The sequence below is a fragment of the Malikia granosa genome (assembly GCF_002980595.1).
Classification (GTDB): domain Bacteria; phylum Pseudomonadota; class Gammaproteobacteria; order Burkholderiales; family Burkholderiaceae_C; genus Malikia; species Malikia granosa.
In genome coordinates this window covers 1-26,113 of record NZ_PVLQ01000073.1, presented here as the reverse complement: position 1 = coordinate 26,113, position 26,113 = coordinate 1, and the positions used below count along the sequence as shown (strand labels likewise).

General features: G+C 68.9%; 28 protein-coding genes. 14 read left to right on the top strand and 14 right to left on the bottom strand.

What is annotated here, in order from left to right:
• The first annotated feature begins 1 nt into the window (after position 1).
• The 8 genes from C6P64_RS14995 to C6P64_RS14960 are packed head-to-tail and all read left to right on the top strand — an operon-like array spanning position 2 to position 7,440.
• Complete coding sequence (locus C6P64_RS14995; RefSeq protein ID WP_105749364.1) at positions 2 to 1,369, top strand: FMN-binding glutamate synthase family protein; 1,368 nt, start codon at positions 2 to 4, stop codon at positions 1,367 to 1,369.
• Positions 1,370 to 1,384: 15 nt separating this feature from the next.
• Entirely contained in the window at positions 1,385 to 1,969 is a 585-nt protein-coding gene (locus C6P64_RS14990) for a dimethylamine monooxygenase subunit DmmA family protein (RefSeq protein ID WP_105749363.1), read from the top strand.
• Positions 1,966 to 2,919: a PDR/VanB family oxidoreductase gene (locus tag C6P64_RS14985; protein WP_105749362.1), complete on the top strand. Its 954-nt coding sequence runs from the start codon at positions 1,966 to 1,968 to the stop codon at positions 2,917 to 2,919. The genes C6P64_RS14990 and C6P64_RS14985 overlap by 4 nt, the downstream gene beginning before the upstream one ends.
• A 30-nt stretch (positions 2,920 to 2,949) precedes the next feature.
• On the top strand, positions 2,950 to 4,029 hold the full coding sequence (locus C6P64_RS14980; RefSeq protein WP_105749361.1) for a heme-dependent oxidative N-demethylase family protein: 1,080 nt from the start codon (positions 2,950 to 2,952) through the stop codon (positions 4,027 to 4,029).
• Between the two features lie 52 nt (positions 4,030 to 4,081).
• Complete coding sequence (locus C6P64_RS14975) at positions 4,082 to 5,212, top strand: aminomethyl transferase family protein (protein ID WP_105749360.1); 1,131 nt, start codon at positions 4,082 to 4,084, stop codon at positions 5,210 to 5,212.
• A gap of 8 nt (positions 5,213 to 5,220) precedes the next feature.
• Positions 5,221 to 6,084 carry a formyltetrahydrofolate deformylase gene (gene purU / locus C6P64_RS14970; protein WP_211296861.1) on the top strand — a complete coding sequence of 288 codons (864 nt, stop codon included), beginning with the start codon at positions 5,221 to 5,223 and terminating at the stop codon, positions 6,082 to 6,084.
• A 10-nt stretch (positions 6,085 to 6,094) separates the two neighbouring features.
• Positions 6,095 to 7,000 carry a bifunctional methylenetetrahydrofolate dehydrogenase/methenyltetrahydrofolate cyclohydrolase FolD gene (gene folD / locus C6P64_RS14965; RefSeq protein ID WP_105749359.1) on the top strand — a complete coding sequence of 302 codons (906 nt, stop codon included), beginning with the start codon at positions 6,095 to 6,097 and terminating at the stop codon, positions 6,998 to 7,000.
• A complete protein-coding gene (locus tag C6P64_RS14960) occupies positions 7,000 to 7,440 on the top strand; it encodes a dihydroneopterin aldolase (RefSeq protein WP_105749380.1) in 441 nt (146 codons plus the stop codon). The genes folD and C6P64_RS14960 overlap by 1 nt, the downstream gene beginning before the upstream one ends.
• Before the next feature lie 75 nt (positions 7,441 to 7,515).
• On the opposite strand, the gene C6P64_RS14955 is transcribed toward C6P64_RS14960, so the two are convergent.
• The gene (locus C6P64_RS14955; RefSeq protein WP_105749358.1) at positions 7,516 to 8,289 is read right to left on the bottom strand and encodes an SAM-dependent methyltransferase; all 774 of its coding nucleotides are present in this window, start codon (positions 8,287 to 8,289) and stop codon (positions 7,516 to 7,518) included.
• Complete coding sequence (locus tag C6P64_RS14950; RefSeq protein WP_245911750.1) at positions 8,286 to 8,894, bottom strand: Maf family nucleotide pyrophosphatase; 609 nt, start codon at positions 8,892 to 8,894, stop codon at positions 8,286 to 8,288. Before C6P64_RS14950 ends, C6P64_RS14955 begins: the two co-directional genes overlap by 4 nt.
• Positions 8,895 to 9,168: 274 nt before the next feature.
• On the opposite strand from C6P64_RS14950, the gene C6P64_RS14945 reads away from it, so the two are divergent.
• Genes C6P64_RS14945 through C6P64_RS14925 form a run of 5 tightly spaced genes read left to right on the top strand, consistent with a single transcriptional unit; the run spans position 9,169 to position 15,025 of the window.
• The gene (locus C6P64_RS14945; RefSeq protein ID WP_105749356.1) at positions 9,169 to 10,161 is read left to right on the top strand and encodes a S49 family peptidase; all 993 of its coding nucleotides are present in this window, start codon (positions 9,169 to 9,171) and stop codon (positions 10,159 to 10,161) included.
• Between the two features lie 45 nt (positions 10,162 to 10,206).
• Complete coding sequence (locus C6P64_RS14940) at positions 10,207 to 11,418, top strand: FAD-dependent oxidoreductase (RefSeq protein ID WP_105749355.1); 1,212 nt, start codon at positions 10,207 to 10,209, stop codon at positions 11,416 to 11,418.
• A gap of 56 nt (positions 11,419 to 11,474) precedes the next feature.
• Positions 11,475 to 12,491: a Bug family tripartite tricarboxylate transporter substrate binding protein gene (locus tag C6P64_RS14935; RefSeq protein WP_105749354.1), complete on the top strand. Its 1,017-nt coding sequence runs from the start codon at positions 11,475 to 11,477 to the stop codon at positions 12,489 to 12,491.
• A gap of 15 nt (positions 12,492 to 12,506) precedes the next feature.
• Complete coding sequence (locus C6P64_RS14930) at positions 12,507 to 14,117, top strand: thymidine phosphorylase family protein (protein ID WP_105749353.1); 1,611 nt, start codon at positions 12,507 to 12,509, stop codon at positions 14,115 to 14,117.
• Positions 14,117 to 15,025, top strand: a complete 909-nt coding sequence (locus tag C6P64_RS14925; protein WP_105749352.1) for a ribose-phosphate diphosphokinase — start codon at positions 14,117 to 14,119, stop codon at positions 15,023 to 15,025. The genes C6P64_RS14930 and C6P64_RS14925 overlap by 1 nt, the downstream gene beginning before the upstream one ends.
• On the opposite strand, the gene C6P64_RS14920 is transcribed toward C6P64_RS14925, so the two are convergent.
• From C6P64_RS14920 to C6P64_RS14890, 7 genes are all read right to left on the bottom strand, one after another.
• Positions 15,022 to 15,945, bottom strand: a complete 924-nt coding sequence (locus C6P64_RS14920; protein ID WP_105749351.1) for a hypothetical protein — start codon at positions 15,943 to 15,945, stop codon at positions 15,022 to 15,024. The genes C6P64_RS14925 and C6P64_RS14920 overlap by 4 nt on opposite strands.
• Before the next feature lie 15 nt (positions 15,946 to 15,960).
• Entirely contained in the window at positions 15,961 to 16,536 is a 576-nt protein-coding gene (locus C6P64_RS14915; RefSeq protein WP_105749350.1) for a LemA family protein, read from the bottom strand.
• A gap of 97 nt (positions 16,537 to 16,633) precedes the next feature.
• Positions 16,634 to 17,287, bottom strand: coding sequence for an arylformamidase (gene kynB / locus C6P64_RS14910; RefSeq protein WP_105749349.1), 654 nt, complete (start codon positions 17,285 to 17,287; stop codon positions 16,634 to 16,636).
• 15 nt (positions 17,288 to 17,302) lie between these two features.
• On the bottom strand, positions 17,303 to 17,611 hold the full coding sequence (locus tag C6P64_RS14905) for a YkgJ family cysteine cluster protein (protein WP_105749348.1): 309 nt from the start codon (positions 17,609 to 17,611) through the stop codon (positions 17,303 to 17,305).
• A 31-nt stretch (positions 17,612 to 17,642) separates the two neighbouring features.
• Positions 17,643 to 18,575, bottom strand: a complete 933-nt coding sequence (locus C6P64_RS14900; protein ID WP_105749347.1) for a class I SAM-dependent methyltransferase — start codon at positions 18,573 to 18,575, stop codon at positions 17,643 to 17,645.
• 11 nt (positions 18,576 to 18,586) lie between these two features.
• Positions 18,587 to 19,558, bottom strand: a complete 972-nt coding sequence (argF, locus tag C6P64_RS14895; RefSeq protein WP_105749346.1) for an ornithine carbamoyltransferase — start codon at positions 19,556 to 19,558, stop codon at positions 18,587 to 18,589.
• 10 nt (positions 19,559 to 19,568) lie between these two features.
• A complete protein-coding gene (locus C6P64_RS14890) occupies positions 19,569 to 20,768 on the bottom strand; it encodes an aspartate aminotransferase family protein (protein WP_105749345.1) in 1,200 nt (399 codons plus the stop codon).
• Positions 20,769 to 21,031: 263 nt separating this feature from the next.
• Between C6P64_RS14890 and C6P64_RS14885 the strand changes: the two genes are divergently transcribed.
• A complete protein-coding gene (locus C6P64_RS14885) occupies positions 21,032 to 21,349 on the top strand; it encodes a DUF3579 domain-containing protein (protein WP_105749344.1) in 318 nt (105 codons plus the stop codon).
• Between the two features lie 87 nt (positions 21,350 to 21,436).
• On the opposite strand, the gene C6P64_RS14880 is transcribed toward C6P64_RS14885, so the two are convergent.
• The 5 genes from C6P64_RS14880 to C6P64_RS14860 all read right to left on the bottom strand — a co-directional run bounded on the left by C6P64_RS14880 (position 21,437) and on the right by C6P64_RS14860 (position 26,073).
• Positions 21,437 to 22,390 carry a branched-chain amino acid ABC transporter permease gene (locus tag C6P64_RS14880; protein ID WP_105749343.1) on the bottom strand — a complete coding sequence of 318 codons (954 nt, stop codon included), beginning with the start codon at positions 22,388 to 22,390 and terminating at the stop codon, positions 21,437 to 21,439.
• A gap of 9 nt (positions 22,391 to 22,399) precedes the next feature.
• On the bottom strand, positions 22,400 to 23,284 hold the full coding sequence (locus C6P64_RS14875; protein WP_105749342.1) for a branched-chain amino acid ABC transporter permease: 885 nt from the start codon (positions 23,282 to 23,284) through the stop codon (positions 22,400 to 22,402).
• A gap of 72 nt (positions 23,285 to 23,356) precedes the next feature.
• A complete protein-coding gene (locus C6P64_RS14870; RefSeq protein ID WP_105749341.1) occupies positions 23,357 to 24,565 on the bottom strand; it encodes an ABC transporter substrate-binding protein in 1,209 nt (402 codons plus the stop codon).
• A gap of 36 nt (positions 24,566 to 24,601) precedes the next feature.
• Complete coding sequence (locus C6P64_RS14865; protein WP_105749340.1) at positions 24,602 to 25,324, bottom strand: ABC transporter ATP-binding protein; 723 nt, start codon at positions 25,322 to 25,324, stop codon at positions 24,602 to 24,604.
• Complete coding sequence (locus C6P64_RS14860) at positions 25,321 to 26,073, bottom strand: ABC transporter ATP-binding protein (RefSeq protein WP_105749339.1); 753 nt, start codon at positions 26,071 to 26,073, stop codon at positions 25,321 to 25,323. The genes C6P64_RS14865 and C6P64_RS14860 overlap by 4 nt, the downstream gene beginning before the upstream one ends.
• Positions 26,074 to 26,113: the final 40 nt, after the last annotated feature.

Below are 26,113 nucleotides of genomic sequence, written 5' to 3'. Positions count from 1 at the left end.
CATGAGCACCGAACACCCCATCCATTTCAAGCGCCTGCAGCGCGAAGAGTCGGCCAGCTTTGACCGCAGCACGCTGGACTACATCCACCGCGCCTCCAGCACCGGCCTGTACGAGATCCGCGGCCTGGGCGCCAAGCGCAAGCTGCCGCATTTCGACGACCTGCTGTTCCTGACCGCCTCGCTGTCGCGCTACCCGCTCGAGGGCTACCGCGAGAAATGCTCGACCAGGACCGTGCTGGGCACCCGCTTCGCCAAGAAGCCGGTGGTGCTCGACACCCCGATCACGATCGCCGGCATGAGCTTCGGCGCCCTGTCGGCCAACGTCAAGGAGGCCCTGGGCAAGGCAGCGACCGCCATGGGCACCACCACCACCACCGGCGACGGCGGCATGACCTCGGAGGAGCGCCAGTCGTCCAAGACCCTGGTCTACCAGTGCCTGCCCTCGCGCTACGGCTTCAACCCCGACGACGTGCGTCGCGCCGACGCGATCGAGATCGTGCTCGGCCAGGGTGCCAAGCCGGGCGGCGGCGGCATGCTGCTGGGCCAGAAGGTCAACCCGCGCGTCGCCGCGATGCGCACCCTGCCGCAAGGCGTGGACCAGCGCTCGGCCAGCCGCCACCCCGACTGGACCGGTCCGGACGACCTGACGATCAAGATCCAGGAGCTGCGTGAACTGACCGACTGGGAAAAGCCGATCTATGTCAAGGTCGGTGCGACCCGGGTCTACAACGACGTCAAGCTGGCGGTCCATGCCGGCGCCGACGTGGTGGTGGTCGACGGCATGCAGGGCGGCACGGCCGCGACCCAGACCTGCTTCATCGAGCATGCCGGCATTCCCACGCTGGCGGCGGTGCGCCAGGCCGTGGCCGCGCTGCAGGACCTGGACATGATCGGCACGGTGCAGCTGATCGTCTCGGGCGGCATCCGCACCGGCGCCGACGTGGCCAAGGCCCTGGCCCTGGGCGCCGATGCCGTGGCGATCGGCCAGGGCGTGCTGATGGCCCTGGGCTGCAACCGCGACTCCTACCAGCAGGGCGGCCAGAGCCACAGCGCCGAGGCCGACTACACCGCCCTCGGCACCCAGGCCGGTTTCTGCCACCACTGCCACACCGGCAAATGCCCGGTCGGCGTGACGACGCAGGACCCGATCCTGGAGCAACGTCTCGAGCCCGAGAACGGCGCCAAGCATGTCAAGAACTACCTCAAGACCTTGACCATGGAGCTGACCACGCTGGCGCGCGCCTGCGGCAAGCAGGACGTGCACCACCTGGAGCCGGAAGACCTGGTGGCCCTGACGGTGGAAGCCGCCGCCATGGCCCAGGTGCCGCTGGCCGGCACCCACTGGATTCCGGGTCAAAACCTCGGCTGAACCCAGGAGCGCACCATGAAGCTACCGCCCTCCGAGGTCACCAGCCGGCCGGTCTACCTGCCGCTCGCGCCCGAGCTGGCAGCCGGTCGTCACTGGCTGGTGCTCGATGCCGCGTCGATGGACCAGGCCCTGCTCGCCGATCTGGCCACGGCCTTCGCCCCGGTGGCCGAGCGCCTGCAGGTCTGGTCGCTCGGTCCGCTGCCGCCGGCCGCAGGCCTGGGCCCGGTCACCGAGCTGGCCGATCTCCAGGCCCTGGTCGGCGCGCTGGCCGGCCAGGCACCGCTGCGCGTGAGCGACCGGCTCTGCGTGCAGGGCCGCGAGTCCTGGGCCTGGTCGGTGTTCCTGGCCGCGCGCGAGCTGGGCCTGGCCGAGGGCCAGATCCAGCTCGCCCATGCGGGCAGCCAGCGCCGGCGCGTCTGGTGCACCCATTGCCATGGCTGCACCGAGGACGTGAGCAGCTCGACCGTGGCCTGTGCCGGCTGCGGCCGCGAGCTGCTGGTGCGCGACCATTTTTCCCGTCGCCATGGCGCCTTCATGGGCGTGATGGTCGATGCCGAAGTGCCGGGCCAGCGGCCCGTGCGTGAGGAGCTGTTTCCATGAGCGCCAGTGGTTTGAAACTCAAGGTGGTGGCGATCAACGACATCGCCCCCAGCCTGCGCCAGCTCAGCCTGGCCAGTGCCGACGGAGCGATGCTGCCACCCCATGGCGCGGGCGCGCACCTGCTGCTGAGCCTGCCGGGCCAGGGCCGCGTGCACCGCAATGCCTATTCGCTGATCAATGAGCCGGGCAGCCGCAGCCAGTACGACCTGATCGTGCGCCGCGTGCCGGCCTCGCGCGGCGGCTCGGCCGCGGTGCACGAGCGCTTGCAGGTCGGCGACGTGATCGAGGCCCAGTGGCCGGCCAACCTGTTCCCGCCGCAGCGCCGCGCGCGCCGCCACCTGATGATCGCGGGCGGCATCGGCATCACGCCCTTCCTGTCCTACCTCCAGGACCCGGGCGTCAGGGCCAGCGACCATGCGCTGCACCTGTGCTGCCGCGAATCCGAACGCGAGGTGTTCGCGCCCTGGCTGCCGGCCGGCGACCCGCGGCTGTCCTTCCACTGGGACGCCGATGGCCATCGCCTCGACATCCCGGCGCTGCTGGCCGAGCAGCCGGCCGGCACCCATCTCTATGTCTGCGGCCCGGCCGAGCTCAACCAGTCGGTGCTGGACGCGGCCCAGGCCCTGGGCTGGCCCGCCAGCCAGGTGCACAGCGAACTGTTCGGCGCTGCGAGCAGCGGCGGCGCCCCGTTCGAGGCGGTGCTGCAAAAGAGCGGCCAGCGCGTGCAGGTCGGCGAGGACGAGACCCTGCTCGAGGCGATCGAGCGCCTGGGAGTGGCCGCGCCCTGCCTTTGCCGTGGCGGCGCCTGTGGCGTGTGCGTGACCCCGCTGCTCGAAGGCGAGGCCGAGCACCGCGACCACTACCTGAGCGCCGCCGACAAGGCCCAGGGCCGGCTGATCATGCCCTGCGTCTCGCGCGCCCGCGGCTCCCGCCTCGTGCTCGATCTCTGAAGGTTTTCCTCTTTCAAGGCCCAGACCACCATGTCCATCGTTTTCAAACCCGACGAGACCTTCCGCGGCGACTACAGCTACCGCAACAGCGAGGCGGCCATCCTGCGTTTTCCGTTTCCCTTCCCGGAAGACCAGTACATGTACAGCGTCAACATGGAGCCGCACCAGCCCAAGGGCGAGAGCTCGGTCTATGAGCACGCCTTCGACGTCGACGAGCACTACATCGCGGAATGCCGCGACAAGGCGATCACGCTCGAGCGCGACCCGGGGCGCTGCCAGGTGCTGCCCCACATGGAGCTGGCCGAGTGGGACACGCTCGAGCTGCTGATGGACAGCCTGAGCACCGACTACCCCGAGCATTTCTCGCTCAGCAAGACCGGCCCCGGCTTCGGCGCCCGCTGGAGCTGGATCAACCGCCCGCTGGGCATCGAGCAGGAGTTCGTGTTCGGCGATGCCGCCACCCTGCCTTGCGGCCCGTTCGAGTACATCACGCGCCAGGCCCAGGGCGACTTCGCGATCTGCGACCAGCGCGAGGACAACCTGTTCCTCGACGCCGGCATGGTGACCTCGCAGGCCGACTGGTCGCTCGACTTCAACGTCGGCATGAGCTTCATGCAGTGGCACGGCCCGGTGCCGCTGGCGCACCAGGCCGGCGTGTTCGAGCGCGCCCTGAAGTACCTGCTGATGATCCGCCAGGGCCAGCCGGTGCGCCGCCTGAACTGGACCATGACGGTGAACCCGCGCCTGGACACCGCGCCCGAGACCTTCCCCGAATGGGGCCCGGAACGCGCCTCGCTCACGCCCGAGAACGTCGGCCGCAAGCTGCACCTGCGCGTCGAGCTGCAGACCCTGTGGCGGCTGCCGCGCAGCAACGCCCTGCTGTTCCCGATCCGCTGCTACCTGGCCTCGCTCGACGAGCTGGTGCGGGTGCCCAAGTGGGGCAAGCGCCTGTCGCGCGTGCTCTCCACGCTGCCGCAGCCGCTGGTCGAATACAAGGGCCTGAGCCGCTACCTGCCCACGGCACTGGACTACCTCGCCGCCTTCGACGATGGCGGCGCGACCAGCCCGGGCACCGAGGCCGAGACCCGCGAGCTGGTCGCCAGCGCCTGAATCCTCTTTCCCTTCCCCCCTCTCCCTATCCACCTTCTGACTGGAGCATCACATGACCTCTTGGCGCATCTCCGCCCTGGCCGACCGCCATCGCGCGCTCGGCTCTAACCTGGGCGACTGGAACGGCATGGGCACGGCCTGGACCTATGCCGCCGACCTGGCCGACGAACACGAAGCCATCCGTACCAGGGCCGGCCTGATGGACGTGTCGGGCCTGAAGAAAATGCACCTGGTCGGCCCGCATGCCGAAGCCCTGCTGAACCAGGCCACCACGCGCAACGTCAGCAAGCTCTACCCGGGCAAGTCGGTTTATGCCTGCATGCTCAACGAGGCCGGCAAGTTCATCGACGACTGCGTGATCTACCGCATCTCGCCCAACGCCTTCATGGTGGTGCATGGCGCGGGCCAGGGCCATGAGATCCTGACCCGCGGCGCGCTCGGCCGCAACGTCGCGGTGCTGTTCGACGACGACCTGCACGACCTGTCGCTGCAAGGCCCGCTGGCGGTGAACTTCCTCGAGCAGTTCGTGCCCGGCCTGCGCCAGCTGCCGTACTTCCACCACATGCACACCACGCTGTTCGGCGCGCCGGTCATGCTCTCGCGCACCGGCTACACCGGCGAGCGCGGCTACGAGATCTTCTGCAAGGCCGCCGATGCGCCCGCCATCTGGGACAAGGTGCTGGCCGAGGGCAAGGCGATGGGCATCGTGCCTTGCTCGTTCACCACGCTGGACTGGCTGCGCGTCGAGAGCTCGCTGATGTTCTATCCCTACGACAACTCCGACATGTACCCGATGGAGGGCGAGCCGATCGGCGACACGCTCTGGGAGCTCGGACTGGACTTCACGGTCTCGCCGGGCAAGACCGAGTTCCGCGGCGCGGCCGAACATTACCGCCTGCAGGGCAAGGAGCGCTTCAAGATCTTCGGCGTCGAGCTGCAGCAGCTCGAGGCCGCGCAGGCCGGCGACGGCCTGTGGGACGGCGACCGGAAGGTCGGCTTCGTGACCTGCGGCATGGTCTCGCGCCTGACCCAGCGCTCGATGGCGATCGCCCGGCTGGACCCGGCCTACGCCGTGCCGGGCCGCGCGCTCGAGCTGCGCGGCGCCGCGCTGACCTGTGCCGCCACGACGGCCAGCCTGCCCTTCGACGATCCCCAGAAAACCAAACGCACGGCCAAGGACTGATTCAAGCCATGACTACCACCACCCGCCGCTATACCCTGTCGCTGTCCTGCCCCGACCGCGTCGGCATCGTCGCTGCCGTCAGCAATTTCCTCGCTGCGCACTGCGGCTGGATCACCGAGGCCAGCCACCACGCCGACACCGAGTCGCAGATGTTCTTCATGCGCCAGGAGCTGCTGGCCGACTCGCTGACGCTCGACATCGATGCCCTGCGCGCCGAGTTCGCCAAGATCGCCGAGCCCTTCGACATGAAGTGGCGCATCTCGGACAGCGCGCGCAAGAAGCGCGTCGTGATCCTGGTCAGCAAGCAGGAGCATTGCCTCTACGACCTGCTCGGACGCTGGCAGTCGGGCGAGCTCGACATCGACATCCCCTGCGTGATCTCCAACCACGAGACCTTCCGCGGCCTGGTCGAATGGCACGGCATTCCGTTCCATCATGTGCCGGTCACGCCCGACAACAAGGCCGCGGCCTATGCCGAGGTGGAACGCCTGTACCGCGAGGCCGAAGGCGACGTGATGGTGCTGGCGCGCTACATGCAGATCCTCTCGCCCGATCTGTGCGAGAAGTTCCCCGGCCAGATCATCAACATCCACCACAGCTTCCTGCCCAGCTTCGTCGGTGCCAAGCCCTACCACCAGGCCTTCAAGCGCGGTGTCAAGCTGATCGGCGCGACCTGCCACTACGTGACCTCCGACCTCGACGAGGGCCCGATCATCGAGCAGGACGTGATCCGCATCGATCACTCCGACGTGCCCGAGGAGCTGGTGCGCAGCGGCAAGGACGTCGAGAAGGCGGTGCTCGCGCGCGGCCTGCGCTACCACCTGGAAGACCGGGTGCTGATCGACGGCAACAAGACCGTGGTGTTCCGCTGAAGGGCCGGCCATGAGCGCACAGATCATCGACGGCAAGGCCCTGGCCAAACAGCTGCGCGTCGGCTTTCGCCAGCGCGTCGAGCAGCTCAAGGCGCGCGGCGTCGCGCCCGGACTGGCCGTGATCCTGGTCGGCGACAACCCGGCCTCCCGGGTCTATGTCGGCAACAAGATCAAGGCCTGCGAGGAATGCGGCGTGCGTTCCCTGCACCTGGGGCTGGCCGCCGATGTCAGCCAGGCCGAGGTGCTGCGCACGATCGAGCAGCTGAACCAGGACGACAGCATCCACGGCATCCTGATCCAGCTGCCGCTGCCGCCGCACATCGAGCTGGCCCGGGTGCTGCAGGCGATCTCGGTGCACAAGGACGTGGACGGCTTTCACCTCTACAACGTGGGCGCGCTGGTCAGCGGCAACAGCATCTTTCCGCCTTGCACGCCCTATGGCGTGCAGCTGCTGCTCGATACCACGGGCATCGACGTGGCCGGCAAGAACGCGGTGGTGGTGGGCGCGAGCAACATCGTCGGCAAGCCCATGGGCCTGATGCTGCTGCAGCGCGAAGCCACGGTGACGATCTGCCATGCCAAGACGCGCGACCTGGCCCAGCACACCATCCTGGCCGACATCCTGATCGTGGCCGCGGGCAAGCCCGGCCTGATCGTGCCGCAGATGGTCAAGGAGGGGGCGATCGTGATCGACGTCGGCATCAACCGGCTGCCGGACGGGCGCATCGTCGGCGACGTGTGCTTCGACGAGGTGAGGGAAAAGGCCTCCTGGATCACGCCGGTGCCCGGCGGCGTCGGCCCGATGACGGTCACGATGCTGATCGAGAACACCTTGCGTTCGGCCGAGCGCGCCTTCAAGGCGGCCGACGAGGTGGCGTTCCAGGCCTGGGAAGCGCCGACCGTGCAGTCGCCATGATGGCCGACGTCGTCCTGGCGCCCAAGGCGCAGGCACCCGCGGCCAGCCGGCCGCCGGTGCCTGCCTTCGGGCAGCAGCGGCTGAGCTTTTCCGGGCTGCGCATCGAGGCGCCGATCGGCATCCTCGCGCACGAGAAGACCGCACCGCAGGCGATCCGGGTCGATGTCGAGCTCAACCAGGGCCTGCAGCCGCTGCACCCGGGCGACCATATCGAGCAGGTGCTGGACTACCGCGAGGTGCGCCAGCTCATCGTGAGCGAATGCACGGCCGGCCATGTCAACCTGCTCGAGAGCCTGGCCGGCCAGCTCGCGCTGCGCCTGGGCGGCCTGCCCGGCATCCTCGGTGTCCGGGTGAAGGTCGCGAAGCTGCACATCTTCGACGACTGCGAGGTCGCCATCTGCATGGAGACCGGCTGCTGGAACCCGCGCCCGGCGAGCTGAGCCGGCGCCATGCTCTCCGGCGCCGACCGGCTCCGGCTGGGCCGGTTCAGGCAAGGCGCTGCCGGCCGGGCGACCTTACTTGCCGATCAGGAACACCGCCGGCAGCTCCAGCGGCAGGTTGGCGGCACGCGTCTTCCAGTCCGTCACCAGCCCGCTCTGGATGCGCTGCTGCGGCAACGTGAGGCCGCAGCAGACGGCCAGCCTTGTCGAGCCCTTGAGCGTCTGCAGCAGGCCCTGCAGCAGCGCGGCGTTGCGGTAGGGGGTCTCGATGAAGAGCTGGGTCTGGCCGGTCTTCTGCGCCAAGGCCTCGAGTTCGCGGATGCGCTGCGCGCGCCCGCTCGCGTCGGCCGGCAGGTAGCCGACGAAGGCGAAGTTCTGGCCATTCAAGCCGCTGGCGGCCAGCGCCAGCAGCAGCGAGATCGGCCCGACCAGCGGCACCACCTCGAGCCCGAGCGCGTGCGCGGCGCGCACCACCGAACTGCCCGGGTCGGCGATCGCCGGCATGCCGGCCTCGCTGACCAGGCCGATGTCCTGGCCTTGCAGCGCAGCCGCCAGCAGCGGCTTGGCATCGAAGCTGCCCGCGTCGTGGTCGCCCTTCTTGTGCACCTGGCGCGGCAGCTCGGTGATCTGCTGCTCCTGCAGCGGCGCGGCCAGCTCGTGCAGGCCGCCGACCCGCTTCAGGAAGGCGCGCGTGCTCTTGGCGTTCTCGGTGATCCAGTGCGTGATCCCGGCGGCGATGGCCAGCGTCTGGGCGGGCAGGGCGGCGCCGAGTCCGGCATCGACCTCGCAGCCGAAGTCCAGCGGCGTCGGCACCAGGTACAGCCTGCCGCGTGGCTTCGCCGCGCTCATGGCAGCTGCAGCCCGGCCTGGCGTAGCAGGCGGGCGGTGTGGATCAGCGGCAGGCCGATCAACGCGGTCGGGTCGTCGTTGTCGATGCGCTCGAGCAGCGCGATGCCCAGCCCCTCGCTCTTGGCGCTGCCGGCACAGTCGTAGGGCTCCTCGGCGCGCAGGTAGCGCTCGATGGTGGCGTCGTCGAGCTGGCGGAACACGACCTTGACCAGCGCGAGCTCGCTGGCCTCGAAGCCGGTTTCCTGGCAGACCACCGCCAGCGCGGTCTGGAACAGCACGGTCTGGCCGCTCATGCGGCGCAGCTGGGCCACGGCGCGCTCGTGGTTGCCGGGCTTGCCGAGCGGCTCGCCATTGAGGTCGGCGACCTGGTCGCTGCCGATCACGATCGCGCCGGGGCGCTGCGCGGCGACGGCGCGCGCCTTGGCCAGCGCCAGACGCTGCGCCAGCGCGGCCGGGGCCTCGCCGGGCAGCGGGGTTTCGTCGACTTCGGGGGCCAGCACCTCGAAGGGCTGGCGCAGCCGCTCGAGCAGCTCGCGCCGGTAGCGCGAGGTCGAGCCCAGCACCAGCGCGCGCGCGCCTTGGGACATTGGGTGTTGTTGCGTCATGGCCGCTATTGTCAGGATTTTTTCAGCGCGCTTCGATTGAGGTCGCTGGCCAGGTCGCACTCGAGCTTGCCGGGCGTCACGCGCGCTTTTTCGCTGCCTCGGGCCAGTATCTGGTCTGCACCGCGCCTGGAGCGTTGTTTTTACCCGACACTGGGGCCTGCATCGGCGGTCCCGGCCGGGGTCCGCTGGCGAAAATACCCCTCTTGGAGCGGGATGGAGTCCGGTACTGGCAGTCAGGGCCGGACTTCCTGCCCGCCGCTACCTGATTCTCCCCATGCAAGACCCCGTACAGGATTCCGCCGGCAGCGTCAGCCCGCCCGCGTCCACCCCCCCCGCCGATGCCTCCTGGGAGCGCAAGACGCTGGAGCGGCTGGCATTCGCCGCCCTCGAGGAGCAGCGTGCCGCCAGGCGCTGGAAGGTCAGGATCCGGTTGCTCTGGCTGGCGCTGCTCGCGGTGCTGCTCTGGATGGTCTACCGCGAGATGCCCGACAGCGCCTCGGTCAGCACGCCGCATACCGCGCTGATCGAGATCCGCGGCGAGATCGCGGCCGACACCGAGGCCAGCTCGCAGTTCCTGCTCGGCTCGCTGCGCTCGGCCTTCGAGGACAAGGGCGCCAAGGCCGTGGTGCTGCTGATCAACTCGCCCGGCGGCAGCCCGGTGCAGGCCGGCATCATCAACGACGAGATCCACCGGCTCAAGAAGCTGCATGGCAAGCCGGTCTATGCCGTGGTCGAGGAGACCTGCGCCTCGGCGGCCTACTACATCGCGGCGGCGGCCGACCGGATCTATGTCGACAAGGCCAGCATCGTCGGCAGCATCGGCGTGCTGATGGACGGCTTCGGCTTCACCGGGCTGATGGACAAGGTCGGCGTCGAGCGCCGGCTGCTGACGGCGGGCGCCAACAAGGGCTTCCTCGATCCCTTCAGTCCGCAGAACGCGACCCACCGCGCCTACGCGCAGGAAATGCTCAACGAGATCCACGCCCAGTTCATCGCCGTGGTCAGGACCGGGCGCGGCGACCGGCTCAAGGAAACTCCCGAGCTGTTCAGTGGCCTGGCCTGGAGCGGCCAGAAGGCGATCCAGCTCGGCCTGGCCGATGACTTCGGCAGCCTGGACCAGGTCGCGCGCGAGGTGGTCAAGGCCGAGGACATCATCGACTACACCCAGCACGAGAACGTGGCCTCGCGCCTGGCCAAGCGCTTTGGCGCCGGCGTCGGCGAGAGCGCCATGCACCTGATGCAGCGCGCGGTGCCGGCCCTGCGCTGAGGCTGGCCGGGCCAGACCCCGGCCCCGATCCGGCACAATAGGTCCATGGATGACTTGTTGGTGATCGGTGGCGGCATGGCGGGCCTGAGCGCGGCCCTGGTGGCGCGGCGTGCCGGGCTGCAGGTGACGCTGCTCGAGCAGGCCGAGGCCTTCTCCGAGGTCGGGGCCGGCATCCAGCTCGGCCCCAACGCGGTGCGCGTGCTGCACGACTGGGGCCTGTTGCCGGAGTTGCGCGCGGTCGCGGCCTTCCCCGAGCGCTTGAGCGTGCGCGACGCCCGCTCGGGCGGTCAGCTCGGCGGCCTGACCCTGGGCGCAGCGATGCAGCAGCGCTACGGCCAGCCCTACGCGACCATCCACCGTGCCGACCTGCACCAGATCCTGCTGCGCCAGCTGCAGGGCAGCAGTCAGGTCGATTGCCGGTTGCGCCAGCGCCTGCATGCTTTCGAACAGGATGATGCCGGCGTCAGGCTGAGGACCGAGGACGGCAGCCGCTACCAGGCCGGCGCGCTGCTCGGCTGCGACGGCCTCTGGAGCCGGGTGCGCGGCCAGCTGCTGGCCGATGGCGCGCCGGTCTTCAGCGGCGACCTGGCCTACCGTGGCCTGGTGCCGATGGCCGAGCTGCCGCCCGAGCTGCGCCGTAACCAGGTCACGGCCTGGCTCGCGCCCGGGCTGCACGCGGTGCATTACCCGGTGCGCGCCGGTACTGCGATGAACGTGATCGTGGTGGTCGAGGGCCCGATCCCGCCCGACCCCGAGAGCTGGGACCAGGCCGCGCAGGCGCCGCAGCTGCGCCGCGCGCTCGGCCCCGTGCATGGCGACCTGGACCGCCTGCTGCAGGCCGTGCCCGACTGGCGGCTGTGGCCGCTCAATGCCCGCGCGCCGATGCGCGGCCCGCAGGAACACGCGCAGGGCAGGGTGGCGCTGCTCGGCGATGCGGCGCATCCGACCCGGCCCTATCTGGCCCAGGGCGCCGCGATGGCGCTCGAGGACGCCTGGACCCTGGGCCAGCTGCTGGCGCAGCCAGGCTGGCGCAAGGGGCCTGCCGCTCAAGACATCGCCTGGCCCGGGCTGCTGCAGGCGCTGGCGCAGACGCGCTGGCGCCGCAATGCCTGGATCCAGCAGCGCTCGCGCCGCAACGGCCAGATCTTCCATGCCGCGGGCCCGCTGCGCTGGGGCCGCAACCTGGCCATGGCTGCGCTGGGTGAGGGATTGCTCGATCTGCCGCGCCTGTACCAAGGGCCGCCGGCACCGAACTGACCCTTTCCGCTCCAGGCCTTGTGTCAGCCAGGGGCTCAATATCCAGAGAGAATCCGATGAAAACTGCCGCCACGCCCTCGACCATCCCGACGCGCCGCCGCGCACTCCATTCGCTTGGGGCGGTGGCCCTGTCCGCCGCCTCAGGCCAGATCTGGGCCCAGGCTGCCAAGCCGGCGGCGCCCTGGCCCAACCGTCCCGTCAAGCTGATGGTGGGCTTTCCGGCGGGCTCGTCGCCCGACCTGATGGCGCGTACCCTGGCCGAACCCTTGTCGCTGGCGCTGGGCCAGCCGGTGGTGGTGGAAAACCGTCCCGGGGCCGGCGGCAACATCGCCGCGGATCTGGTGGCCCACTCGACCGATCAGCATACGCTGGGGCTGATGATCAATGGCAACCTGACGATCGCCAAGATCCTGAATCCGGCCTTGCGCTACGATCCGCTGCTGGATCTGGCGCCCATTTCCCTGCTCGCCACGGCGCCGCTGGTGCTGGTGGCGTCCGCCAAGCTCCCCGGCAAGCTGGCCGCCCTGCTGGCGGCAGGACGACAGGCCGGCGCGCAATGGAGCTATGGCTCGCCGGGCGTGGGCACGGTGGCGCACCTGGGCATGGAACTCTTCAACGCCAGCGCGGGCTTGAAGGCGGTGCATGTGCCTTATCCCGGCAACCCCCAGGTGATCAACGCCATGATCGCGGGCGACATCCAGCTGGCGCTGCTGCCGCCGGGCCTCGCGATGCCTCAGGTGCGTGCCGGCAGGCTGCAGGCCGTGGGCGTGACCTCGCCCGGACGCAGCACCCTGGTGCCCGAAGTGCCCAGCCTCGCGGAGTCGGGCCTGAAGGGCTTTCAGCTGGAAATCTGGGACGCGCTGGCCGCGCCGGCCACGCAACCCCGGGCCCATGTCGATCGCCTGTCGGCCTTGCTGGCCGAGATCGTGCGCCGGCCCGAGATCCGCGAGAAACTGTTTGCCCAGGGCTGGCAGGTGGCCGGCGCTTCGGCCGAGGGCCTGGCGCGCCGCATCCAGCTCGACACCCGGCAGATGCGTGCCATCATCGAGCGCAACCAGATCCGGCCGCAATGAGCGCAGGGGCAAGACATGAGCCAGACTCCCGCCACCTCGCCAGCACCGCCAGCCGACCAGGCCGTCCCTGCTGATGTCCTGGCTGCCGTGTCGCCGCTCAGGCTGCGCCGCGTCGCGATCGACACCTACCGCGAGAACGTCGCCTACCTGAACCGCGACTGCGCGGTTTACCGCGCCGAGGGTTTCCAGGCCCTGTCCAAGGTCGAGGTCAGGGCCAATGGCCGCCGCATCCTGGCCACGCTCAATGTCACGAGCGACCCGCGCATCGTGCAATGCCACGAGGTCGGCCTGTCCGAGGATGCCTTCGACCAGCTCGGGGTGCCCAAGGGCCATCCGGTGACGATCTCGCAGGCCGAGCCGCCGGCCTCGATCGCGGCGCTGCACCGCAAGATCGATGGCGAGCGGCTCGGGCGCGCCGACTTCGAGTCCATCGTGCGCGACATCGCCGAGCACCGCTATTCCAAGATCGAGCTGTCGGCCTTCGTGGTCGCGACCAACCGCGGCGAGCTCGACCGCGAGGAGGTCTATTTCCTGACCGAGGCCATGATCGCCTCCGGCCGCCGCATCGACTGGCACGAGCGCCTGGTGGTCGACAAGCATTGCATCGGCGGCATCCCGGGCAACCGGACCTCGATGCTGGTCGTGCCCATCGTCGCCGCGCATGGCCTGGTCTGTCCCAAGACCAGTTCGCGCGCCATCACCTCGCCGGCCGGCACCGCCGACACCATGGAGGTGCTGGCCGATGTCGAGCTGCCGCTGGCGCGCCTGCAGGAAATCGTGCGCGAGCACCATGCCTGCCTGGCCTGGGGCGGAACCGCCGACCTGTCGCCGGCCGACGACGTGCTGATCTCGGTCGAGCGCCCGCTCTCGCTCGACTCGCCGGGCCAGATGGTGGCTTCCATCCTGTCGAAGAAGATCGCCGCCGGCTCGAACCACCTGGTGCTCGACATCCCGATCGGGCCGACCGCCAAGGTGCGCTCGATGCCCGAGGCGCAGAAGCTGCGCCGGCTGTTCGAATATGTCGCGCGCCGGCTCGACCTCTCGCTCGATGTCGTGATCACCGACGGCCGCCAGCCGATCGGCAACGGCATCGGACCGGTGCTGGAGGCGCGCGACGTCATGCGCGTGCTCGAGAACCATCCGCTCGCGCCGCAGGACCTGCGCCAGAAGGCGCTGCGCCTGGCCGGCCGGCTGCTCGAGTGCGATCCCGACATCCGCGGCGGCGACGGCTTCGCGATCGCGCGCGACATCCTCGATTCGGGCCGCGCGCTCGAGAAGATGCGCGCGCTGATCGAGGCCCAGGGTGCCAAGCCCTTCGAGCACGAGCGGCCTGGCCTGGGTGCCCTGAGCTTCGAGGTCCGGGCCGAGCAGGCCGGCGTGGTCACCGGCATCGACAATCTGCAGATCGCGCGCATCGCGCGGCTGGCGGGCGCGCCCAAGGTGCGCACCGCCGGGGTCGACCTGGCGCGCAAGCTCGGCGATGCGGTGGCGGCGGGCGATCTGCTGTATCGCGTGCACGCCGGCTTCCAGTCCGACCTCGACTTCGCGCGCCAGGCCAGCGACAAGTCCAGCGGCTACCAGCTCGGGACGCCGGGCCAGCTGCCCCATGTTTTCGTGGAATTCTGATGCTCCTCCATTTCGAAGACGAGGCCTTGATGGCCTCGCGCCTGGCCGCCGAATCCGGCCTGACCCCGGTCGCCATCGTGCGGCACCGCTTCCCGGACGGTGAGCTCAAGCTCAAGCTGCCGCCACAGCTGCCCGAGCGCGTCGTGCTGCTGCGCGGCCTGCAGCAGCCCAACGAGAAGCTGGTCGAGTTGCTGCTGGTGGCGCGCAGCGCACGCGAGCTCGGCGCGCGCCACCTCACCCTGGTCACGCCCTACCTGGCCTATATGCGGCAGGACATGGCGTTCTCGCCCGGCGAGGTGGTCAGCCAGCGCGTGGTAGGCGCCTTCCTGGCCGACCTGTTCGATGCCGTGATCACGGTCGATCCGCACCTGCACCGCATCGCGACCCTGGGCGAGGCGATCCCGATCCCCGATCCGGTCTGGATCAGCGGTGCGCCGGCGCTGGCCGACTGGATCGCCCGCGAGCGCCCGGGCGCGCTGCTGCTCGGTCCCGACGAGGAGGCCGGCCAATGGGTCAGCCAGGCGGCCGCGCGCATCGGCCATGACAGTGCCGTCTGCCGCAAGGTGCGCCATGGCGACCGCGCGGTCGCGGTCGAGCTGCCCGGAGTCGAGCTGCGTGGTCGCGCGGTCGTGATCCTCGACGACATGGCCAGCACCGGCCACACGGTGGCGCAGGCGGCGCGGCTGGCGCTGGCGGCCGGCGCGGCCTCGGTCGATGTCGCGGTCACCCATGCGCTGTTCGCCGCGGGCGCCGAGCAGACGCTGCACGAGGCCGGCGTCGGCGCGGTCTGGAGCACCGACTGCATCCCGCATGCCAGCAATGTGGTGTCGATGGCGCCGCTGCTGGCGCAGGCGCTACGCGCCTTGACGGTCCATGAGCCGGGCGGGCCAGGCGCAGTGGCCGGCTAGAGCAGGCCCAGTTGCACCAGGCGGCCCAGCGCCGCCGCGCTGCCCAGCAGCACCAGCAGGTGAAAGCCGGCCCAGAGCTTGAAGCGGCGCGCGATCCCGGCCGGCTCCAGGTCCGAGATCAGGAACAGCCTGCCGTCGCCGGGCGCCACGACGCGCTGCAGTTCCGCTGCCGCGGCCGTCGCGGCTTCGTCGGCTTGCTGCTGGCGCAGCTCCTGCCTGGCCTGCTGGCGCGCCAGCTCCCATTCCTTCAGGTCGATCTCGCGGTTGCCGTCGAGGTCGAAGCGTGCCAGCAATCCGGCCTGGTCGGCCTTCCATTGTTCCAGCCGTTCGGCCAGTCGCCGCGATTCGCCCATCGGATCTTCCTTCGTGCCATCGAGCGGTCCCAGGGTGCGGAAGTCGCCCAGCACATAGACCGGGTCATGCGGCAGCAACGTCCAGAGCGTGTAGCGCCGCTCGTCCCGCTCGCTGATCTCGCGCCGCTGCACCAGCATCTCGGCGCCTTCCGGGTCGACCAGGCAGCTGCCGCTGCCATCGTCGAGCAGGAAGCTGGCCTGGCTCTGCTCCAGGCTCTCCTGCTGCCACTTGCCTTTCTCGTTGCGCTTCTCGGTCAGCAGGCGCCACCAGAGCACGGGTAGTCCGTTCAGCGGCGACAGCAGGGGCAGTCCGGCCAGCGGCTGGCCCTGGCCGCGCAGTTCGGCATAGCCCTGCGCGGCCGAAGCGATGCGCGCGGTCGGTGTGTCATCGACCAGCCTGGCATGGCGCAGCGAGCGCCAGAAGCCGAACAGTCCGCTGCACAGCAGCAGCGTCAAGGGCGGCCAAGTCGGCCGACCCAGTTCCGGGTGCAGCACCCAGGCCAGCAGCGCGAACTGCAGACCGGGCAGGCTCAGTCCCAGGCGGTCGCGCAGCAGGCGTGGCGGCATCGTGCGCAAGCCGGTTCAGCCCTTGAACAGGGCCTTGAGGTCGACATCGGCCGTCTGCTCCGCCGTGAACTGCAGCAGCGGGCTGGCCTGGAAGCCGAAGCCGCGCGCCAGCAGCAGCTCGGGGAACTGCTCGATGCGGGTGTTGTTGAGGTTGACCGCCTCGTTGTAGAGCTCGCGCCGGTCGGCAATCGCGTTCTCGAGCGTGCTGATGCGCGCCTGCAGCTGCATGAACTGTTCGTTGGCGCGCAGTTCGGGGTAGGCCTCGGCCACCGCGAAGATCTGTCCCAGGCCGCTGCGCAGCAGGCCCTCGGCCGCGCCCAGCGCGGGCAGGTCCTGCCGTTCGCGCGCGGCCGCGACGCTGGCGCGCGCTTCGGTCACCCGCGCCAGTGTGGTCGCCTCGAACTGCTGGTACTGGCGGCAGGTCTCGACCAGCTTGGGCAGTTCCTCGTGACGCTGGCGCAGCAGCACGTCGATGTTCGACCAGGCGCGCGCCACCCCGTGCTTGAGCCCGACCAGGCCGTTGTAGGCGACGACCGCGTAGACCGCGACTGCCGCCAGCAGGCCCAGCGCCAGGGCGGACATGATGTTCATGCGATTTCTCCTTTTGCCAGCTGTAAGCGCCATCATAGGAGCGCAGCGGCCTTGCGCCTAGCCGCATCCTGCCAGGCGCGCCGCAAGGCGCTGTGGCTCAGCCGGACTGCGGCTGGCCCGGCCAGGGCCGCAGCACCGCGCGCACCGGGCTGGCCTCGCAGTCCATCAGCTTGAGCGGCAGCGCGATCAGCTCGTAGTCGCCTTCGTCCACCGCCTCGAGGCAGAGGTTCTCCAGCACGCGCAGGCCATGGCGGCGCAGCGCCTGGTGGCTCTCCAGCAGCACGCTGTCGGCCGGGTCCACGCTGGCGCTGTCGATGCCGATCAGCCGCACCCCGAGCTCGGCCAGCCGCTCGATCGCTTCGGGGGCTATGCCGGCCAGCTCCGGGTCCCAGTGCCGGGGCTGCTGCCGGTAGGTGCGGACCAGGAGGCGCGGCGGAACCGCCTGGCCGGCGGGCAGCGCCGGCGCAATGTCTTGCCATTGCACGCGCGGGCCGCAGCCGATGGCATGGATCACGCGGCAGTGGCCGATGAAGGGTGCCAGCTCCATTTCGCCAGCCGACTGGCCTGCGGCGTCGTAATGCAGCGGCGCATCGGCATGGGCGCCGACATGCGGCGACAGCCTGATCGCGCTCAGGTTGACCGCGCAGTCCGGGCCGATCCGGCTTTGCCAGTCGCGCTGCCAGGGCTGGTCGCCTGGATAGACCGGACTGGACGGGCCGATGGGCGGCGAGATGTCGATCAAGCCGTCCATGGCCGCCGGTCCGGCTCAGGCCTCGATCGCCGGCAGGCCGTGCCGGGAGCGGGCGCGGTTGCAGGCATCGCTGCCTTCCTCGAACTCGCGGCAGGGCGAGGGCCGCCACTCGTAGATGCCGCAGCCGACCTTCTCGCCGAGCTTGCCGGTCAGCGCCGCGCAGCGGATCGGCACATGGTCGGTGCCGCGCATGCGCGCGGTGTTGCCATTGACCTCGACCGTCAGGCCGGCGGGCACCGGTCCGCCCTCGGTGTCGAGTTCGTAGATCGAGAAGTCGACGCGGAAGTTGGCGCAGCAGGCGCCGCAGCTCTGGCAATGCGACATGGTGGGGAAGTTCTGGCGAAGGTCGGGGGGATCAGCGGGATGGCAGCTCAGGCGCGCGGTAGACCAGCACCTTGAGCGCGCGCTCGGGCGCGATGTCGGCAAACGCCGCTGGGTTCGGCAGCCGCTGCTCGAACACCAGCTCCGGTGCGGCCTCGGCCATCTGCTGCTGCAGGAATTCGGGCCCGAGCTCGGGCGCGTTGAGGCAGAGCAGCGCATGGCCGCCCGGAATCAGCAGGTCGGGCAGGCGCCGCATCAACTTGAGGTAGTCCTTGGTCGCGACGAAGCTGCCCTTCTGGTAGCTCGGCGGGTCGACCACCACCAGGCCGTAGGGGCCGCCGCGCGTGATCTTGCCCCAGGTCTTGAAGATGTCGTGCGCCAGGAAGCTGGCCTGGCCCTGCAGGCCGTTGAGCGCATGGTTCTGCTGGCCCAGGCCGATCGCGCCCGCGCTCATGTCGACGTTGACGACCTGGCGCGCGCCGCCCTGCAGCGCCGCGACCGAGAAGGCGCAGCTGTAGGCGAACAGGTTGAGCATCTTCAACCGCGGCTGGCGGGCCGCGTAGTCGCGCACCCAGGCCCTGCCCTCGGCCATGTCGAGGAACAGCCCGTGGTTCTGGCCTCTGAGCAGATGGACCAGGTAGCGCGCGCCCTGTTCGGTCACCACATGCGGCTCGGGCAGGCTGCCGGCCATCAGCCGGGTCTCGGTCCTGCCCTCGAAGCGGCACTGGTAGACCCAGTTGAGCGGCTCGTCCGGGGCGATCTGCTGCCAGCGCGCCGCCAGCGCCTGCCCGACCCGGGCCAGCTCGGCCTCGTCGAGCGGCTGGAAGCTGGTCAGCAGCCAGGCCGGCGGATAGGCGTCGAGTGCCAGGTGCTCGCAGCCCGGATGGAGGCCGCCGCGGCCGTGGAAGATCCGTTGGGCATCGAGCGGCCGTTCGGCACGCGCAATCGCGTCGAGCAGGGCTTGCATCGGCTGCGCGCTCAGGCCAGACGGCCCAGCAGCAGGTACTCCATCAGCGCCTTCTGCACATGCATGCGGTTCTCGGCCTCGTCCCAGACCACGCTCTGCGGGCCGTCGATCACGTCGGCCGTGACTTCCTCGCCGCGGTGCGCCGGCAGGCAATGCATGAACAGCGCGTCGGGCTGGGCCATCGCCATCATCTCGGGCGTCACGCACCAGGCCGCGAAGGCCTTCATGCGCTTCTCGTTCTCGGCCTCCCAGCCCATGCTGGTCCAGACATCGGTCGTGACCAGGTCGGCGCCGCGGCAGGCTTCCATCGGGTCGTCGAACACCTGCCAGAACTCGCCCTGGCCGACACCGGCGACTTGCGGGTCGACCTCGTAGCCGCTCGGCGTGCTGACATGGACCTTGAAGCCCAGCAGCTCGGCCGCCTGCAGCCAGGTGTTGGCCATGTTGTTGCCGTCGCCGACCCAGGCCACGGTCTTGCCGCGCAGCGCTTGCGGATCGATGCTGCCGTCGGCGCGCCGGCCCCGGTATTCGAGCCAGGTGAACAGGTCGGCCAGGATCTGGCAGGGGTGGAACTCGTTGGTCAGGCCGTTGATCACCGGCACCCGCGAGTGCGCCGCGAAGCGCTCGATCTTCTCCTGGCCGAAGGTGCGGATCATCACGATGTCGGTCATGCGGCTGATCACGCGCGCGCTGTCCTCGATCGGCTCCGAGCGGCCCAGCTGGCTGTCGCCGGTGGTCAGGTGCACCACGCTGCCGCCGAGCTGGTACATGCCGGCCTCGAAGCTCACGCGGGTGCGGGTGCTGGCCTTCTCGAAGATCATGGCCAGCGTGCGGTCGGTCAGCGTGTGGTGCTTCTGGTAGGTCTTGAACTTGCGCTTGATCAGCCAGATGCGCTCGAGCAGGTAGGCGTATTCATCGGCGCTGAAGTCCTTGAACTGCAGGTAATGCCGGACCGGCACCGGGGGAGTGATGGACGCGTTCATGGGTCGGGATTCAGGCTTGTTCGGCCAGGAAGGCCTTGATCAGCGGGACCAGCTTGGCGACGATCTCGTCGGCCTCGGCGACGGACAGGATCAGCGGCGGCACCATGCGCACCACGCTGTCGGCGGTCACGCTCAGCAGCAGGCCGGCCTCGGCGCAGCGGTTCACCAGCACGCCACAGGGACGATCGAGCTCGATGCCGATCATCAGGCCCTTGCCGCGCACCTGCTTGACGCCGGCCACGCCCATCAGCTGGGTCAGCAGGGCGGTCTGCAGATGCTGGCCGACCTGGGCCGCGTTCTCGAGCAGGCCTTCTTCCTCCATGATGCGGATCGTCTCGACGCCGGCGCGCACCGCCAGCGGGTTGCCGCCGAAGGTGGTGCCGTGGTTGCCGGGCTGGAAGATGCTGGCGGCCTTGGGGCCGGCGACGACCGCGCCGATCGGCACGCCCGAGCCCAGGCCCTTGGCCAGCGGCATCACGTCGGGCTGGATGCCGGCCCACTGGTGCGCGAACCACTTGCCGGTGCGACCCATGCCGCACTGCACCTCGTCGATCATCAGCAGCCAGTCGTTGGCGTCGCACAGCGCGCGCACCTCGCGCATGTAGTCGGCATCGACCGGATTGACCCCGCCTTCGCCCTGGATCGCCTCGAAGAACACTGCCACCACGTTCGGGTTGCCGGCGGTCGCTTGCCGGATGGCCGCGACATCGTTGAGCGGCACGCGGATGAAGCCCTCGACCAGCGGGCCGAAGCCGGCCTGCACCTTGGGGTTGCCGGTGGCGCTCAGCGTGGCGATCGAGCGGCCGTGGAAGGCCTTCTCGTAGACCACGATCTCGGGCTTGTCGATGCCCTTGTCATGGCCGAACTTGCGCGCCAGCTTCAGCGCAGCCTCGTTGGCCTCCAGGCCGCTGGAGCAGAAGAACACCTTGTCCAGCCCCGAGCGCTCGCACAGCAGGGCGGCCAGCTTCTCGGCATTGGGCGTGTAGTAGTAGTTGCTGGTGTGGATCAGCTGGCCGATCTGCTCCTGCAGCGCGGGAACGAGCTTGGGGTGGGCGTGGCCCAGGGTGTTGACCGCGATGCCGCCCAACGCATCCAGGTATTCCTTGCCGTTGACATCCCAGACCCGGCAGCCGCGGCCGTGCGACAGCGCGATCGGCAGGCGGCCGTAGGTGTTCATGACATGCGGTTCGACCGGAGCAGCGTTGGACATGGCGAGCTTTCCAAAAAACGTGAAAAAACGGTAAGTCGGTGGTGGGCCGGACCCGGGCCGTGACCGGATCGCGTCTATTGGCATTTTAGGTCCAGTCCTGGACGCTCTTTTGACGCAGGAATGGCCGCATGCTCATATCATGACGGCATAGGTGATATCAGCTACCGCAAGTCTTATATAAGATAGAATTTTGCCGTCAGCAAGCGCAGGTGCCGGAAGATCCCGGATGCGCAGCTTTCGTTCCTACCCGAGGACTCATCCCGATGCTTTCCCCCTCCGCCAAAGAAGTCTTCATCCAGGGTATCACCCATAGCGGCCGGACCTTCCGGCCCAGCGACTGGGCGGAGCGGCTGGCGGGCGTGATGAGCCAGTTCAGGCCGGGCGGCAATCTGCCGGGTGCCCACCTGAGCTACTCGCCCTGGTGCATCCCGAAGGTCATCAACGGCGTCAAGTGCGTGGTCGTGCATACCGACCTGCGCGACTTCGACCTGATGGCCTGGAACTTCGTGCTGGGCTTCGCGCGCGACAACGACCTGCAGGTGGTCGAGGCCTGCCTGCTGCCCGAAGTCGCCAAGCCCTGAACCCTTCGCTCCGGCCGGCGCACCCCGGCCAAGAAAAAGCCGCACCCGGAAACGGGTGCGGCTTTTTCCGCTGTGGGGCCTGTGGACTCAGCGGCCCTTGCCCTGCAGCAGCGCCTTGATCTCGCCGACGATGCCGCGGCGAAACGCGAGCACGCAGACCACGAACATGGCGCCCATGATGACCGTGACCCAGGAGCCGACCTTGTCGGCCAGCTGGTTCTCGAGACCGATGATGGTGATGGCGCCGACCACCGGACCGAGCAGGGTGCCGAGCCCGCCGAGCAGCGTCATCAGCACCACCTGGCCCGAGGTATGCCAGTGCACGTCGCCAAGCGAGGCCAGCTGGAACACCAGCGACTTGGTCGAGCCGGCCAGGCCGGTCAGCGCGGCCGACAGCACGAAGGCGATCAGCTTGAAGCGTGCCACGTCGTAGCCGAGCGAGGTCGCGCGCGCCTCGTTGTCGCGGATCGCCTTCAGGATCTGGCCGAACGGCGAGTGGATGGTGCGGTGCACCAGCGCAAAGCCGAGCAGGAACACCGCCAGCACGAAGTAGTACATCGCGAGGTTGTCGGACAGGTCGACCAGGCCGAACAGCTGGCCGCGCGGGATGCCCTGCATGCCGTCCTCGCCGCCCGTGAAGCCCATCTGCAGCGCCAGGAAGTACACGATCTGGGCCAGGCCCAGCGTGATCATCGCGAAGTAGATGCCGGCGCGGCGGATCGCGACCAGGCCGAACACGGCGCCGAGCAGGCCGCCGAACAGCGTGCCGGCCAGCAGGCCGATCTCGGGCGAGCTTCCGAGGTCGCGGCACAGGTAGCCGGTGATGTAGGCCGAGCCACCGAAGAAGGCCGCATGGCCGAAGGACAGCAGGCCGGAAAAGCCCAGCATCAGGTTGAAGGCACAGGCGAACAGTGCGAAGCACAGCAGCTTCATCAGCAGGGTCGGATAGACCAGGAAGGGCGCGATCACGCCGACCAGGATCAGGCCGCCGAACAGCAGCGCGGTCTGGCTGCTGGAGTAGGAGTTGTTACGGGTTGTCATCGGGATTCCTCAGGCCTGCTTGCCGAACAAGCCGGCGGGTTTGACCAGCAGCACCAGCACCATGATCAGGAAGATCACCACCGCCGAGGCTTCCGGGTAGAACACCTTGGTCAGGCCCTCGATCACGCCCAGGCCCAGGCCGGTCACGATCGAGCCCAGGATGGACCCCATGCCGCCGATCACCACGACGGCGAAGACCACGATGATCAGGTTCGAGCCCATGACCGGATTGACCTGCATGATCGGCGCGGCCAGCACGCCGGCAAAGGCGGCCAGCGCGGCGCCGGTGGCATAGGTCGCGGTCACCAGCACCGGCACGTTGATGCCGAGCGCCTGCACCAGGTCGGGACGCTGGGTCGCGGCGCGCAGGGTGGCGCCCAGGCTGGTGCGCTCGATCACATACCAGGCTGCCAGGCAGACCGCGAGAGCCGCGACCACCACCCAGCCGCGGTAGATCGGCAGGTACATGAAGCCCAGGTGCACGCCGCCCTGCAGCAGTTCCGGCGCCTCGTAGGACTCGCCCGAGACACCGAAGAAGTTCTTGAACAGGCCCTCGGCCATCAGCGCCAGGCCGAAGGTCAGCAGCAGGCCGTACAGGTGGTCGAGCTTGTAGAGATGCTTGAGCATGGTGCGCTCGATCACCACCGCCAGCGCGCCGACCAGCAGCGGCGACAGGATCAGCGCCAGCCAGTAGTTGATGCCCAGGTAGTTCAGTCCGAGCCAGGCGCCGAAGGCACCGAGCATGTACTGGGCGCCATGGGCGAAGTTGATGATGTTGAGCAGGCCGAAGATGATGGCCAGTCCCAGGCTCAGCACGGCATAGAAGGAGCCGTTGATCAGGCCCAGCAGCAGTTGGCCGAAAAAGGCCTGCGACGGGATGCCGAAGATTTCCATGGCTTGTGACCTTGAAGCGGGTGGGGCAGGAGCGCCGGGTCGAGCGGACCCGGCGCGGGTCGGGCACAGGCCTTATTTCTTGATCAGCGCGCAGCGCGAGGCCGACAGCGGCTGGAAGGCCTCGGCCGCCGGAATGGTCGCCTTGACATGGTAGTAATCCCAAGGCGTCTTCGACTCGGACGGCTTCTTGACCTGCAGCAGGTACATGTCGTGCACCATGCGGCCGTCATCGCGGATCTTGCCGTTCTTGGCGAAGAAGTCGTTGACCGGCGTCTTCTTCATCTGCGCCATCACCTTGGCGGTGTCGTCGCTGTTGATGGCCTTGACCGCCTTCAGGTAATGCATGGTCGAGGAGTACTGGCCCGCCTGCACCATGGTCGGCATGCGCTTGTGCAGGTCGAAGAAGCGCTTGGACCAGGCGCGGGTCTCGTTGTTGAGATCCCAGTAGAAGCCTTCGGTCAGGTACATGTTCTGGGTGTTCTTCAGGCCCAGCGAATGCACGTCGGTGATGAAGACCAGCAGGCCGGCGAGCGACTGCTTGGGCGTGATGCCGAACTCGGCCGCCTGCTTGATCGCGTTGACGGTGTCGCCGCCGGCGTTGGCCAGGCCGATCACCTGGGCGCCCGAGGACTGGGCCTTGAGCAGGTAGGACGAGAAGTCGTTGCCCGGGAAGGGATGGCGCACCGATCCCACCACCTCGCCGCCATTGGCCTTGACCACGTCGGAGGCATCCTTCTCGAGCGCATGGCCGAAGGCGTAGTCCGCTGTCAGGAAGAACCATTTCTTGCCGCCGGCCTGGGTCACCGCCTTCGCGGTGCCGTTGGCCAGCGCGTAGGTGTCGTAGGTCCAGTGCACCGAGACATCGTTGCAGTTCTCGTTGGTGATCGCGGTCGAGCCCGGGCCCGACATCAGCACGATCTTGTTCTTGTCCTTGGCGATCTTCTGCACCGCCAGCGCGACCGAGGTCGTCACCAGCTCGCTGGCCGCGTCGACCTTGTCCTTCTCGAACCATTCGCGCGCCTTGTTGGCCGCGATGTCGCCCTTGTTCTGGTGGTCGGCCGAGACCAGCTCGACCTTGAAGCCCGGCTTCTCGGCCGCGACGAAGTCGTCGATCGCCATCTTGGTCGCCAGCACGGCGCCCTTGCCCGCCAGGTCGGAATAGGTGCCGGACAGGTCGGTCAGCACGCCGATCTTGACCACGCCGTCGGACACCTGGGCCTGTGCCGTGCCGACGATCAATGCCGAGAGGGCGGCGGCTTGGGCGATATGTTTGAGTTTCATGCTTGTCTCCGGGTCGTTATGGGAATGGGTCGGGCGTCAGACGCCCAGCATCTGATGGAGTTCGTCGGTGCGCGCCGCGAGCTCCTCCTTGGGCACGGTCATCACCACATGGCCATGCTCGAGCACGTAATGCCGGTCGGCCAGCGGCGCGGCAAAGCGGAAGTTCTGCTCGACCAGCACGATGGTGTAGCCGCGCGTCTTGAGCAGCCGGATCACCTCGCCGAGCTTCTTGACGATCACCGGCGCCAGGCCCTCGGTGATCTCGTCGAGCAGCAGCACCTTGGCGCCGGTGCGCAGGATGCGCGCCATCGCCAGCATCTGCTGCTCGCCGCCCGACAGCCTGGTGCCCGGGCTGTTGCGCCGTTCCTTGAGGTTGGGGAACAGCTCGTAGATCTCGTCGAGCGTCATGCCGCCGCTGGCCACCACGGGGGGCAGCAGCAGGTTTTCCTCGGTGCTGAGGCCGGCAAAGATGCCGCGCTCCTCCGGGCAGTAGCCCAGCCCCAGGCGCGCGATCCGGTGCGGCGCCATCTGGTTGATCTCGGTGCCGTTGAACATGACCGAGCCGCTGCGCCGGCCGACCAGGCCGAGCATGGCCTTGAGCGTGGTCGAGCGCCCCGAGCCGTTGCGCCCGAGCAGGGTGACGAGCTCGCCGCGGTTGACATGCAGGTCGATGCCGTGAAGGATGTGCGACTCGCCATAGAAGGCATGCAGCCCGGTCACGCGCAGCATCTCGCTGTTGGGGGTGAAGGCGCTGCTCATGCGTCGACTCCTACGTAGGCTTCCAGCACGCGCGGGTCCTTCGAGACCGTGGCGTAATCGCCCTCGGCCAGCACGGCTCCGCGCTGCAGCACGGTGATGCGGTCGCACAGGGTCTCGACCACCGACAGGTTGTGTTCCACCATCAGGATGGTCCGGTTGGCCGAGATCTTCTGGATCAGCTCGACCACGCGGCCGACATCCTCGTGGCCCATGCCCTGGGTCGGCTCGTCGAGCAGCATCAGTTCGGGGTCGAGCGCCAGCGTGGTGGCGATCTCGAGCGCGCGCTTGCGGCCGTAGGGCATCTCCACCGTCACGGTATCGGCGAAGCTGCCGAGGTCCACCGCCTCGAGCAGCTCCATCGCGCGCCCGTTGAGCGCGTCGAGCCGCTTCTGCGAGGACCAGAAGTTGAACGAGTCCGAGCGCTTGCGCTGCAGCCCTACCCGCACGTTCTCGAGCGCCGTCAGGTGGGCAAAGGTGGCCGAGATTTGGAACGAGCGGATCATGCCGCGCCGCGCCACCTGGACCTGGCTCTCGCGCGTGATGTCGACGCCCTTGAAATGGATCTGGCCGCTGCTGGCCTGGTGCACCTTGGTCAGCAGGTTGAACACCGTGGTCTTGCCGGCGCCGTTGGGGCCGATCAGCGCATGGATGCTGCCGCGCTCGACCTCGAGGTTGACGTCTGAGACCGCCTTGAAGCCCAGGAACTCCTTGGTCAGGCCCCGGGTCTGCAGAATGATGTCTTTGTTCATGGGTCCTTCCGCGCGGGGCGTCATTCGATCGCGCTGGCCG